Source organism: [Roseibacterium] beibuensis (assembly GCF_039542305.1).
In the GTDB taxonomy this organism is placed as follows: Bacteria; Pseudomonadota; Alphaproteobacteria; order Rhodobacterales; family Rhodobacteraceae; genus Roseibacterium; species Roseibacterium beibuensis.
The window spans coordinates 75,979-87,967 of sequence record NZ_BAABHW010000007.1 but is presented as its reverse complement, the minus strand read 5'-3'; the positions used below and the strand labels follow the sequence as shown (position 1 = coordinate 87,967).

Genomic DNA, 11,989 nt, shown 5'->3' with positions numbered 1-11,989 from the left:
CGTTGCATCTTTATCCCGAAAATATGCCCGCCGGAGGCGCAGAGGCGCGTGACGCGCCGACCGGGGCGCGCGACGGCCGCTGGCGGCCCGAGCGTGGCCCGATTGCCTCGCGGCTCATCCCAGCGGCTTGAGCAGGTCTTTCAAGACCGCGACCGGGTCGTCGGCGCGCCAGATCTCTGCGCCAAGCGCGAAGAAATCCACGACCGGGGCGAACTCGGCGATCAGCTCCACATCGAGCGCCCCTTCGGCCACGACGGGCAATTCGATCATCTGCGACCACCAGGCGAAGAGATCGCGCTCGGCGCGCGTCCCGTCCCCAAGGCCGGTTTCCCCGACAGGGCCGAAGCTGATGTAGTCTGCGCCCGCTTCGCCCGCGACCAGACCGTCATGGCGCGAGGCCGCGCAATAGCTGCCGAGGATCGCATCGCCGCCCAGGGCCTTGCGCGTCGCGCGCACCGAGCGCGCGCCATCGGTAAGGTGCACGCCATCGAGGCCAAGCCGCTCGACCAGCGCGATATGGCGTTCGATCACAAGCGGCACGTCCCGGGCATGGGCCACCTCGCGGCAGGCATCGGCGGCGCGGGCCAACTCGCTTTCATCCTCGCTGGCCGAGGCGAGCCGGACGCAGGCGATCTCGACTGAATCGAGAATGCGCGCAAGCTCTGGCGCAAAGGCCTCGGGGTCGAAGCTGTGCGGCGTCACGAGGTAGATCTGCGGGCGCTCGGTCTCGGCCATGATGCGGGGTTCCTTCACGTTGCGCCCGCGTCGATACGCGCCCCGGGGCGTCCTCGCAAGGGGGACGCTTGCGCCTGTGCGGCCTGCGCGGTATCGCCCGCCCCATGGAACAGCGTGATCCCGGCGGCCAGCCCGCCTTCGTCCTCGTCCGCCCGCAGATGGGCGAGAATATCGGCGCCGCCGCGCGCGCGATGTGGAATTTCGGCCTCGACCGGATGCGGGTCGTCGGCCCGCGTGACGGCTGGCCGAACGAACGCGCCGTGGCGCTGGCCAGCGGGGCGGGGCGGTTGCTGGACGAGGCGGGCCTTTTCGACCGCGTGGAAGACGCGGTTGCCGATTGCACCTACGTCTTCGCGACCACCGCCCGCGAGCGCGGCCTGACCAAGCCGGTGGTGACGCCCGAGCGCGCCATGCAGCAGGCCCGCGCGATCACCGCCGAGGGCGGCAAGGTGGCTGTCCTCTTCGGGCCGGAACGCGCGGGGCTGGAAAACGCCGATATCGCCCTGGCCAATGCCATCGTGTCGGTGCCGGTGAACCCGGCTTTCCCCTCCCTGAACCTCGCGCAATGCGTATTGCTGACCGCCTATGAATGGCGGCGTGAGACGGTCGAGGCGCCGCCCGAGGTAATGGAGATGGCGAAAACCGAGTTCGCGACCGGCCTCGAGATCGAGAAGCTGGGCGATCATTTCGAGCAGCGGCTGGAGGCGGCGGGGTTCTTCTTTCCCGAGTTGAAGGCCGAGGGGATGAAGCTGAACCTGCGCAACATGTGGTCGCGGCTGCCCCTGACGCGGGCCGATGTGCAGGTGCTTCACGGGATGCTGCGCCAGATGGTCCGCTGGGCCGAGAAGCGCCTTGACGGGTAGGGGGCTCTGCCCCCGCGCGCGTGCCGCGCGCTCCCCCGGAGGTTTCTGGCCAAGATGAAGGGTCGGGCCGGGCATGGTCAGGCCGTCGCAGGCGCTTGAAGGCCGCGCGGGCGCGGGATAGGTCTGACCCCGAGATGTGAGGGGAGACGGGCCATGGCCGAGCGTCGCAGCATTTTCGAAGAGGTCACCGAAACACAGAAGCCCGCCGCCACGCCGGGCGGCGTCAGCCGCGACCGGTCACGCGCGCGGCGGCTGGTGCGGGGCTGGCTGATGATCCTGTTCGCGCTGGTCGTCGTGATGATCGCCGTGGGCGGCCTGACCCGCCTGACGGATTCGGGCCTGTCGATCACCGAATGGGCGCCGCTTTCGGGCGCCATCCCGCCCCTGTCCGAGGCCGACTGGCAGGCCGAGTTCGACGCCTACCGCGCGATCCCGGAATACCAGTTGCAAAACCGTGGCATGAGCATGGCGGAGTTCCAGGTCATCTACTGGTGGGAATGGGGCCACCGCCAGCTTGGCCGGTTCATCGGCCTGGTCTGGGCGGTGGGCTTCCTCGGTTTGCTGGCGACGCGCAATATCCCGAAGGGCTGGACGGGGCGATTGCTGTTTCTTGGCGCGCTTGGCGGCGTGCAGGGCGCGATCGGCTGGTGGATGGTGCATTCGGGCCTGCAGGAGGGGATGCTCGATGTCGCCTCCTACCGGTTGGCGACGCATCTGGGGCTGGCCTTCCTGATCCTGTCGCTGATCGCGTGGTATGTCATGCGGCTTGGCCGCGAACAGGCGGAGTTGTTCTCGGCCCGGCGCGAGGGGGACCGCAAGCTCAAGGGCATGTCGACCGGGGTGATGCACCTGGCCTTCCTCCAGATCATCGTCGGCGCGCTGGTGGCCGGGATCGACGCGGGCCGCAACTACACCGATTGGCCCTTGATGGCCGGTGGCCTGACCCCGCCGGGCATGTGGGCGATCGAACCGGTCTGGCGGAACCTCTTCGAGAATGACGGCACGGTGCAGTTCATCCACCGCATGCTGGGCTACCTCCTGGTGCTGGTGGCGCTCGGGGCCTGGATCGCGAGCCTGAGATCTGCGCGCAAGGCGACGCGCACGGCCTTCAACGACATGATGGCGATGATGGTCGTTCAGATCTTTCTTGGCGTCGTGACGGTCATGACCTCGGCCACGTGGTACCTCGCCATCCTGCACCAGTTCGGCGCGGTGGTGCTGATGGTGCTGATCCTGCGCGCGCGGTTCCTGTCGATGTATCCCCTGAAACAATCTGTCCGAGGTTAAGCTTATGAGTGCACTGACCGATCTTCTCGCCTTTCAGCGCGAGACCGAAGCGCTGGCGCAGGTCATGGGCCGTCTCGGCTGGGACCAGGAAACGGTCATGCCCAAGGGCGCGGCCGAGCAGCGCTCGGACGAGATGGGGGCGCTGGAATCGGTTTTGCACGCCCGCCGGACCGATCCCAGGGTCGGGGAGTGGCTGGACAATGCCGAGGCGACGACCGAGGCCGAGGCGGCACAGCTTCGCCTGATCCGGCGCGGATACGAGCGGGCGATGAAGGTTCCCGCAGATCTGGCCACGGCCTTGGCGCGGACCACCTCGCTGGCGCAGGGCATCTGGGCGCGGGCGCGGGCGGCCGATGATGTGGCGCATTTCCTGCCCACCCTGGAAGAGGTCGTGAACCTGCGCAGGCAGGAGGCCGCGGCGCTGGCCGGGTCCGACGGCACTCTCTACGACGCGCTCCTCGACGATTACGAGCCGGGCATGAGCGGCGACGAGATCGCGGCGCTGTTCGACCGGATGCGCCCGCGCCTTGTCGCGTTGCGCGAACGGGTGCTGGGGCAGGGCACACCGCCCAAGGGCCTGACCGGCGCCTTTCCCGAAGACAGGCAACTGGCGCTCGCCCACGAGGTCGCGGGGGTCTTCGGCTACGATTTCCTGCATGGCCGGATCGACCAGGCGGTGCATCCCTTCTCTTCCGGCTCGGGCAAGGATGTGCGGATTACCACGCGTGTGGACGAAGGCGAACCGCTCGGCTGCCTCTACTCCACGATCCACGAGGTCGGCCACGCCACCTACGAGCAGAATATCGACGATGCCTATGGCCTGACCGCGCTGGGGCAGGGCGTGTCGATGGGGGTGCATGAAAGCCAAAGCCGCATCTACGAGAACCAGTTGGGCCGGTCGGCCCCCTTTACCGGCTGGCTGTTCAACCGCATGCGGGCGCATTTCGACGATATCGGCCTGCACGATCAGGCGGCCTTCCACGCTGCGGTCAACCGCGTGAACGCGGGCTTCATCCGGACCGAGGCCGACGAGGTGCATTACAACCTGCACATCATGCTGCGCTTCGATCTGGAGCGCGCGCTGATCTCGGGCGATCTGGCCGTGGCGGACCTGGAGGCGGCCTGGAACGACCGGTTCGAGGCCGATTTCGGCGTCAAGGTCGACCGGCCCAGCCACGGCATGTTGCAGGACGTGCACTGGTCGGTGGGCCTGTTCGGGTATTTCCCGACCTACAGCCTCGGGAACGTCTATGCAGGCTGCCTGAACGAGGCGATGCGCCGCGACATTCCCGATCTCGACGCGCATCTGGCCGAGGGCGACCCTTCGGCTGCAACCTTCTGGCTGCGCGAACGGCTGCAACGCCATGGCGGGCTACGCCCGCCGCGCGAGACGATCATGGAAGCCACGGGGGGCGAGATCAGCGAAGCGCCGCTGCTTGACTATCTCGACGCGAAATTCGCCGCGATCTACGGGGTGTAAGGCCCCGAGAATCGTGGCGCGGGGTTTGGATCAGCCGGGCTGGTTCCAGTCGGGTTTGCGCTTTTCGATGAAGGCATCGACCCCTTCGGCCGTGCCCTTGTCGAGCATGTTCTCGACCATCACCGCGCCGGTCAGCTCGTAGGCCTTGTCCAGCGGCAGGTCGATCTGGTCGTAGAAGGCGCGTTTGCCGATCCGCACGGCGCTGCCCAGCTTGCTGGCGACAAGCGCGGCGAGCGCCTCGGTCTCCTCGTCCAGCGCATTGTCGGGAACAACGCGGTTCACAAGGCCCAACTCCCGCGCGCGGTGGGCGTCGATGAACTCGCCCGTGGTCAGCATCTCGAACACCTGCTTGCGCGGGGCATTGCGGCTGAGCGCCACCATGGGCGTCGAACAGAAGAGGCCGATATTGACGCCGTTCACGCCAAAGCGGCAGCTTTCGGCGCTGACCGCCATGTCGCAGGAGGCGACAAGCTGGCAACCGGCGGCCGTCGCGATGCCGTGGGTCTGCGCGATGACCGGCTGGGGCAGGCGGGGGATCAACTGCATCATGCGTGCGCAGCGGTCGAAAAGGTCCCGCAGCTCGGCCGCACCGTTTCCGCTCTCGCGCTTGGCCTTCATCTCTTTCAGGTCGTGGCCCGCGCAAAACGCCTTGCCCACGCCCTTCAGCACGATCACGCGCTGTGTCCTGGATTGGATCAGGTCGGTGAAGGTTTCGGTCAGCCGCGCCAGCATGGCGTCAGACAGCGCGTTCAGGCTGCCCGGTGCGTTCAGCGTCAGGTGCGTGATCGCGCCCCGGTCCTCGCGCAGAAGAATATCGTCCGTCATGGTGGATGCCTCCCTTGCCACCGTCCCATCCCGGCGGCACGTTAGCGGCAATCGAGGGTGGGGGAAACAGGAAGGGAGCCATTCATGCCAGTCGTGATGACCGAGGCCGATCTGCACGCGTTTCTGGAGCGGGAGTTTCCGCAGACCGCCGGAGATTTCATCATCGAAGAGGTTGGCGAGAAGGCGATCCGTGTCCGCCTGCCCGTGGCCGAGCGGCACCTGCGCCCCGGCGGCACCGTCTCGGGGCCGTCGATGTTCGCGCTGGCCGATGTGTCGGTCTACCTTGCCGTGCTGGCGATGATCGGGCCCAAGGCCTTGGCCGTGACGACCAATTGCTCGATCGATTTCATGCGCAAACCGGCGGCGGGGGCGGACCTGATCTGCGTGTGCCGGCTGCTGAAGCTGGGCCGGGTGCTGGCGGTGGGCGAATGCCTGATGTTCTCGGAAGGGTCGGACGCGCCGGTCGCACGCGCCTCGCTGACCTATTCGATTCCGCCAGAACGCTGAGGCGGCCTGGCTGCGACACCCTGTGACGCTGCACCCGTGGTACAATCCCGCTAGAAGATCTAGTTGACACCTGCAATCGAATTGCCGGGAAGGGACCGACATGACCGACACCACCGCCCCCGCCGACAGCCATAGCCGGCTGGAGCATCTGCCCGTGACATTCCACGCCATCCTGATGGGCCTTTTCGGCCTGACGCTGGCCTTGCGCGCGGCCTCGCACGCGCACAGCTGGGCCGAGCCGCTGGCGCAAGGCATGCTCTGGGTCGGGATCGCGGCCTTTGCCGCCATCGCGCTGGTCTACCTGACCAAGGCCGTGCGCTACCCAAGAGCGGTCGTCGCCGAATGGCACCACCCGGTGAAACTGGCCTTCTTCCCGACGATCTCGATCTCGCTGCTTCTGATGGCGACGGCGATGAACACCGATTTCCCCGTCATCGCGCGGATCGTCTGGGTGATCGGGACGGTCCTGCAGGGCGTTCTGACGCTGTCGGTCATCCATAGCTGGATCAGCCACCGCGCTTTCGAGGTCGGGCACCTGAACCCCGCGTGGTTCATCCCGGCGGTGGGCAACATCATCGTGCCGGTGGCCGGTGCGCAGATGGGCTATACCGATATCAGCTGGCTGTTCTTTTCCGCCGGTCTGATCTTCTGGATGGTGCTGCTGGTTCTGGTCTTCAACCGTCTGATCTTTCACAACCCGCTGCCGGGCAAGCTGTTGCCGACCATGCTGATCCTGATCGCGCCGCCGTCCGTGGGCTTCGTCTCCTATTTCCGGCTGGTGGGTGAGGTCGATACGTTCGGCATCCTGTTGGTGAACATGGGCTATGTCTTCGCCGCGCTGGTGTTCATGGAACTGCCCAAGTTTGCCAAACTGCCCTTCGCGCTCAGCTGGTGGGCGCTGAGTTTTCCTCTGGCGGCGCTGTCCATCTCGTCTTTCCTTTACGGCGCGCAGACGGGCAGCACGCTCCATGACGCCATCGGTCTGATCGTTCTGGGTGTGCTGGTGCTTGTTGTGGCGGGCCTGATCCTGCGCACGGCGCTGGCGATCGGGCGGGGCGAGATCTGCGTTCCGGAATGACTGGAAAGGGGCGGAGACCTCCCGGTCTCCGCCCCGCCGAAAATCTCGAGATTTTCGGCCGTTTTCCTCGAGGAAAACGCCCCGCTTACGGGATAAGCCGCGCCACGTAAGGGGGCAGGGCAAAGGCGCCTTGGTGCACTTCGGGCGTGTAGTAGTCGGTCGACAGTCCCGCCGCCTCGAACCGTGCGCGCAAAGTGGCAAGGTCCGTCTGACGCGCCGTGCCGTTCGTGCCCCAGCCGAAGGCCATCGGCCCACCCGCATAGGTCGGGATCGTGGCGAGATAGCAGGTGGCATCCGAGAACAACGCGCGGAAGGCCCGCATCGTGTTGGTCAGCTCTTCGCCCTGCAGGAAGGGCACCCCGTTCTGGGTCACGAGAATGCCGCCCTCGGCCAGGCGGGCGCGGGCGTGGCCATAGAAGGTGTCGGTGAACAGAACCTCGCCGGGGCCGACCGGATCGGTGGAATCGACGATGATGACGTCGTAGAAATCGGCGTTCTCCTTCATGAAGGCCGCGCCGTCCGCGATCACGAGATCGAGGCGCGGGTCGTCGAAGGCGCCCGCCGAGATGCCGGGCAGGTATTGCTTGCAGAAGTCCACCACGCCGCCGTCGATCTCGACCATGGTGACCTGTTCGACCCCGTCATGCTTCAGCACCTCGCGGGCCATGCCACCATCGCCGCCGCCGACGATCAGGGCGCGCTTGACGTTGCCATGGGCGAGGATCGGCACATGGGTCAGCATCTCGTGATAGATGAAATTGTCGGCTTCGGTGACCTGCACCACGCCATCGAGCGTCATGATCCGGCCAAAGGTCGGGTTCTCGAAGACGCGGATGCGCTGGTGCTCGGTCGCGCTGTCGTAGAACTCGGTCGTGATGCGCAGGCCTTGCAGGTGATCGTCGTGCAGACGCTCGATGTTCCAGTCGGCGGGCCAGTCGGTGCGATCGGTCATGATGTGTCCCCCGGGTGTTATGGCTTGAAACGGATGCGGGCCGCGGCGGGGTGCGCGCGGCCCGGTTCTTTCGAGAATGACAGCCGCGATCAGGCGGCCACGACCTCGCTCACGAGGCCTTCGCCGCGGCGCAGTTCCTTGACGTGCACGGTCTCGGTGCCGAAGGCCCGGCGCAGCACGTCCACGGCCTTCCACGGCTGCGCGTCGCCGCACATGAACACGTCGAAGGCGCCGTAGCCGATCTCGGGCCAAGTGTGCACCGAGATATGGCTTTCGGCCAGAACGGCCACGCCGCTCACGCCCTGGGGCGAGAACTTGTGCGTGTGGATGTGCAGCAGCGTGGCGCCGCATTCATCCACGCAGTCACGGAACGCCTGCTGGATGCGATCCTCGTCATCCAGCCCGTGGCCGTTCTCGACTTCGATGATCAGGTGCGTGCCGGCAAACACCGCGCCATCGCGGCGGATGAAGTGATCGTCACGGGTGTCGTCAAAAATATCGCGTGCAGCCGTCTGGCTGCGGGATTCTTCCGCATGGGCGCCTGTCTCCAGACCAGTCCCCAGTTGGAAGAGGTCGGCGCTGTCCATGGCGCTCCCCCTTCTTACCAGTAGAGTGATGTGGTGGGTCCTTAGCGCCCCCCCGGCTGTCGCCGAAGTTGGGATCGGTCCCGGTTCGTGAGGGGGCACCTAAGGCCGAGCCCGAGTCGGATCAAGAGGGAATTTTCACCGGTCGCGACAAATTCGCCCTGAAGGCGAGTGATTTGATATATGTCAAAGTCGGAATTTAACATTGCACACTATTGCATGCCAAATCAGAGACGCGTCACGGACTCGGGAGACATGCGAATGACAGAGAATTTCAACACCAGCCGCCGGGCCTTTCTGGCCATGGCCGCTGCGGGGGGCGCTGCCGCCACCCTGCCGGGCGCCGAGGCGCGCGCACAGACCGTGCAGACCAGTGCCCGCATCGTGATCATCGGGGCCGGGGCCGCCGGCACCGCGCTGGTCAACCGGCTGGTCGACCGCCTGGACGGGGCTCAGATCACGCTGATCGATCCTCGGGTGCGCCACCTGTATCAACCGGGCCTGACGCTTGTTGCGGCTGGCCTCAAGCCCGCCGACTATGTGGTCAGCACGACAACCGAGTGGCTTCCGGACGGCGTAACCCTGATCGAGGATGCGGTTTCGGCCGTGGACCCGGAGGTGCGGCGCGTGGACACCGAGGGTGGCGAAAGCGTCGAGTATGATTTCCTCGTGCTCGCGCCGGGCCTCATGCTCGACCATGACGCGATCGAGGGCTTTTCGCGCGACATGATCGGCACCAACGGCATCGGCGCGCTCTATGGCGGGCCCGAAGATGCCGCGGCAACCTGGGAAGCGGCGTCGCGTTTCGTCGAGGAAGGGGGCAGGGGGCTATTCACCCGTCCGGAAACCGAGATGAAATGTGCCGGCGCGCCGCTCAAGCACACCTTCCTGATCGACGACCGCCTGCGCCGGGCCGACAATCGCGGCGCGGCCGAGATCCTCTATGCCGCCCCGCAGACCAGCCTGTTCGGCGTGCCGATCGTGTCCGAGCGGGTGCGCATGCTGTTTGGCGACCGCGATATCGATTACAGCTACCAGCGGACGCTGCGGGCCATCGACGCCGAGCGCAAGATCGCAACCTTCGAGACACCCGACGGCACCGAAGAGCAGGATTACGACTATATCCACATCGTCCCGCCGCAGCGCGCGCCGCAGTTCATCCGCGATTCGGGCCTCAGCTGGGCCGATCGCTGGACGGATCAGGGCTGGGTCGATTGCGACCAGTATACGATGCGCCACAATCGCTATGACAATATCTGGGCTGTGGGCGACGTTGCGGGCGTGCCCAAGGGCAAGACCGCCGCGAGCGTCAAGTTCCAGGTGCCGGTGGTCGAAGATCACCTCGTCGCCGCCATCCAGGGCGAGGACGGAACGGCAACCTATGATGGCTATACCTCCTGCCCGATGATCACGCGCATTGGACGCGCGATGCTGATCGAGTTCGACTACAACAACAACCTGACGCCGTCCTTCCCCGGGGTGATCGCCCCGCTGGAAGAGCTGTGGATCAGCTGGCTGATGAAGGAAATCGCCCTGAAAGCCACCTACAACGCCATGCTGCGCGGCCAGGCCTGAGGAGACGGGAACATGGAAGAACTAACCCTTGAGACAATGATTGCCGTGTTCGAAGAGGTCTTCGGCACCGGCCTGTTCTGGACCATGGTGGCTGTCGCCGCCATCATCACGGTCGGGTATCTGTACGTGCTGATCCGGGATCACAACCTTGGCATGCGGCGCTTTTTGATCGCGCAGCTGTTCATGCCGGTGGGGGCAGTCCTTGCCGTCTGGTTCGTGATGTTCATGACGGACTCGCACCTGCGCGATATCGGCGGGCCGGTGGATGTCATCGTCTTTCTCGGCATCGCTGCCATGGGGGCGATCGGGATGTCGATCCTCGTCTACACCGTGGAATCGCTGTTTTTCCGCGACAAGCTGGGCGACTGAGCCCCGGCCTGATTTGCACGTGACTGCGGCACGCCGCCCCGAAACCGGGGCGGTGCTTTGCTTTTGGAGGCAAAAAGGGCTGCAATTGAATGGGGTAAAATAATACCGCAATCATAAGTCGCTGAAAACGCACGGTTTTGGGCGAAACGTGCCGCTTGACGGGGCGTTGGAAATGCTTAGAACACCGGCATCCACCCGAGGGGCGCGTATTAGCATGCGTGCCCCCATGTGTTTCCGGCCGGATCCCGGCCCCCGAAAGGACTGACCCGATGAAAACCTTCACCGCTACCCCGGCGGATATCGAGAAGGAATGGATCGTGATCGACGCCGAAGGCGTCGTGCTCGGCCGTCTCGCCTCGATCATCGCCATGCGGCTGCGCGGCAAGCACAAGCCGACCTTCACGCCATCCATGGACATGGGCGACAACGTCATCGTCATCAACGCCGACAAGGTGCAGCTGACGGGCAACAAGCGCAACAAGCCGAACTACTGGCACACCGGCTATCCGGGCGGCATCAAGTCCCGCACCACCGGCCAGATCCTTGAAGGGGCGCATCCCGAGCGCGTCGTCATGCAGGCTGTCAAGCGCATGCTGCCGGGCGGCAAGCTGTCGCGTCAGCAGATGACCAATCTGCGTGTCTATGCCGGTGCCGAGCACCCGCACGAGGCGCAGCAGCCCAAAGTGCTCGACGTCAAGTCGATGAACCCCAAGAACACCCGGAGCGCATGACAATGGCCGAGACTCTCTCTTCGCTCGATGCGCTGAAAGGCGCCGTGGACGGGGCGGACGCCCCCGCCGCCGTCACCCTCGACGAAACCCCGCGGGAGCCGCAGCGCGACGCGCTTGGCCGTTCCTACGCCACCGGCAAGCGGAAAGACGCGGTGGCCCGCGTCTGGATCAAGCCCGGTTCCGGCAAGGTCGTGGTCAATGGCAAGCCGATGGACGCGTATTTCGCACGTCCCGTGCTGCAGATGATCCTGCGCCAGCCCTTCACCGTCGCCGGTGTCGAGGACCAGTTCGACGTCATGGCCACCGTCAAGGGCGGCGGCCTGTCCGGTCAGGCCGGTGCGGTCAAGCACGGCATCTCGAAGGCGCTGCAACTCTATGAACCGTCCCTGCGGGGCGCGCTCAAGGCCGCTGGCTTCCTGACCCGTGACAGCCGCGTCGTGGAACGCAAGAAGTTCGGCCGCCGCAAGGCCCGCCGCAGCTTCCAGTTCTCCAAGCGCTGATCCGGCGTCAGACAGATTTCGGAAAGGGCCGCTCATCTGGGCGGCCCTTTTCTTTTGGCCGCGACGCGGATCACAGATGCGTGAGCGGGTCTTCAACCCGGGTCGCCGTTCTCCAAATCCATCGGCGTGCGGGGCAGCAGGCCGATGTGCCATCGCTCCGCCGGTTCAACACCACCACCTCTGGACCTTGGAGACATGATCATGAAACGCATGGTTCTTTCTTCTCTGTTCATCCTGGCCGCGCCCGGCCTGGCGCTGGCCACCACGTCGGCGATGCCGGACGCGCAGCAGGGCAACCTCGCCAAACCCGCGCAAGCGGTCGAGACCCTTCCCACCGACGCGGCCGAGGCGCTGCAAGGCAAGAAGGGCCTTTTCGACGACGCCCTGTTGACCGACGCAGACAGCGATCTGCCGAAGCCGGACGCGTCGATGGCAGATCCGACGCGGGTCGAGACCAGCCTCTGATACCGCGTTGCCATGCTCGTGGCGCGCGATGGCCCGTC

At 65.7% G+C, this 11,989-nt stretch carries 14 protein-coding genes; 10 read left to right on the top strand and 4 right to left on the bottom strand.

All coding sequences use genetic code 11. From position 1 onward, the window contains the following. Positions 1–114: 114 nt before the first annotated feature. Positions 115–735, bottom strand: a complete 621-nt coding sequence (locus tag ABD923_RS17850) for a thiamine phosphate synthase (protein WP_259554138.1) — start codon at positions 733–735, stop codon at positions 115–117. 104 nt (positions 736–839) lie between these two features. Between ABD923_RS17850 and ABD923_RS17845 the strand changes: the two genes are divergently transcribed. The 3 genes from ABD923_RS17845 (at position 840) to ABD923_RS17835 (ending at position 4,365) form a co-directional block, all read left to right on the top strand. Continuing rightward, complete coding sequence (locus ABD923_RS17845) at positions 840–1,598, top strand: RNA methyltransferase (protein WP_259554139.1); 759 nt, start codon at positions 840–842, stop codon at positions 1,596–1,598. A 153-nt stretch (positions 1,599–1,751) separates the two neighbouring features. After that, a complete protein-coding gene (ctaA, locus tag ABD923_RS17840; RefSeq protein ID WP_259554140.1) occupies positions 1,752–2,885 on the top strand; it encodes a heme A synthase in 1,134 nt (377 codons plus the stop codon). A 4-nt stretch (positions 2,886–2,889) separates the two neighbouring features. Next, complete coding sequence (locus ABD923_RS17835) at positions 2,890–4,365, top strand: carboxypeptidase M32 (RefSeq protein WP_259554141.1); 1,476 nt, start codon at positions 2,890–2,892, stop codon at positions 4,363–4,365. Positions 4,366–4,395: 30 nt separating this feature from the next. Here ABD923_RS17835 and ABD923_RS17830 read toward each other — a convergent pair whose 3' ends face one another. Beyond that, on the bottom strand, positions 4,396–5,190 hold the full coding sequence (locus ABD923_RS17830) for an enoyl-CoA hydratase (protein ID WP_259554142.1): 795 nt from the start codon (positions 5,188–5,190) through the stop codon (positions 4,396–4,398). Positions 5,191–5,274: 84 nt separating this feature from the next. Here ABD923_RS17830 and ABD923_RS17825 point away from each other — a divergent pair, with 84 nt between their 5' ends. After that, complete coding sequence (locus ABD923_RS17825) at positions 5,275–5,697, top strand: PaaI family thioesterase (RefSeq protein WP_222187196.1); 423 nt, start codon at positions 5,275–5,277, stop codon at positions 5,695–5,697. Between the two features lie 100 nt (positions 5,698–5,797). Then, positions 5,798–6,775: an SLAC1 anion channel family protein gene (locus ABD923_RS17820; protein ID WP_259554143.1), complete on the top strand. Its 978-nt coding sequence runs from the start codon at positions 5,798–5,800 to the stop codon at positions 6,773–6,775. Positions 6,776–6,860: 85 nt separating this feature from the next. Here the strand turns inward: ABD923_RS17820 and speE are convergent, their stop codons facing one another. Next, entirely contained in the window at positions 6,861–7,727 is an 867-nt protein-coding gene (speE, locus tag ABD923_RS17815) for a polyamine aminopropyltransferase (RefSeq protein ID WP_259554144.1), read from the bottom strand. 89 nt (positions 7,728–7,816) lie between these two features. Further along, a complete protein-coding gene (gene speD / locus ABD923_RS17810; RefSeq protein WP_222187199.1) occupies positions 7,817–8,314 on the bottom strand; it encodes an adenosylmethionine decarboxylase in 498 nt (165 codons plus the stop codon). Positions 8,315–8,572: 258 nt separating this feature from the next. Here speD and ABD923_RS17805 point away from each other — a divergent pair, with 258 nt between their 5' ends. The 5 genes from ABD923_RS17805 to ABD923_RS17785 all read left to right on the top strand — a co-directional run bounded on the left by ABD923_RS17805 (position 8,573) and on the right by ABD923_RS17785 (position 11,951). Then, the gene (locus ABD923_RS17805) at positions 8,573–9,886 is read left to right on the top strand and encodes an NAD(P)/FAD-dependent oxidoreductase (protein ID WP_476691415.1); all 1,314 of its coding nucleotides are present in this window, start codon (positions 8,573–8,575) and stop codon (positions 9,884–9,886) included. 12 nt (positions 9,887–9,898) lie between these two features. Next, positions 9,899–10,255 (top strand): DUF5368 domain-containing protein, encoded by a 357-nt coding sequence (locus ABD923_RS17800; protein WP_259554147.1) that lies wholly within the window; start codon positions 9,899–9,901, stop codon positions 10,253–10,255. A gap of 269 nt (positions 10,256–10,524) precedes the next feature. Beyond that, positions 10,525–10,986 carry a 50S ribosomal protein L13 gene (gene rplM, locus ABD923_RS17795; RefSeq protein ID WP_222187202.1) on the top strand — a complete coding sequence of 154 codons (462 nt, stop codon included), beginning with the start codon at positions 10,525–10,527 and terminating at the stop codon, positions 10,984–10,986. 2 nt (positions 10,987–10,988) lie between these two features. Then, a complete protein-coding gene (rpsI, locus tag ABD923_RS17790; RefSeq protein WP_259554148.1) occupies positions 10,989–11,486 on the top strand; it encodes a 30S ribosomal protein S9 in 498 nt (165 codons plus the stop codon). A 201-nt stretch (positions 11,487–11,687) separates the two neighbouring features. Next, on the top strand, positions 11,688–11,951 hold the full coding sequence (locus ABD923_RS17785; protein ID WP_259554149.1) for a hypothetical protein: 264 nt from the start codon (positions 11,688–11,690) through the stop codon (positions 11,949–11,951). The last annotated feature ends 38 nt before the right edge of the window (positions 11,952–11,989 follow it).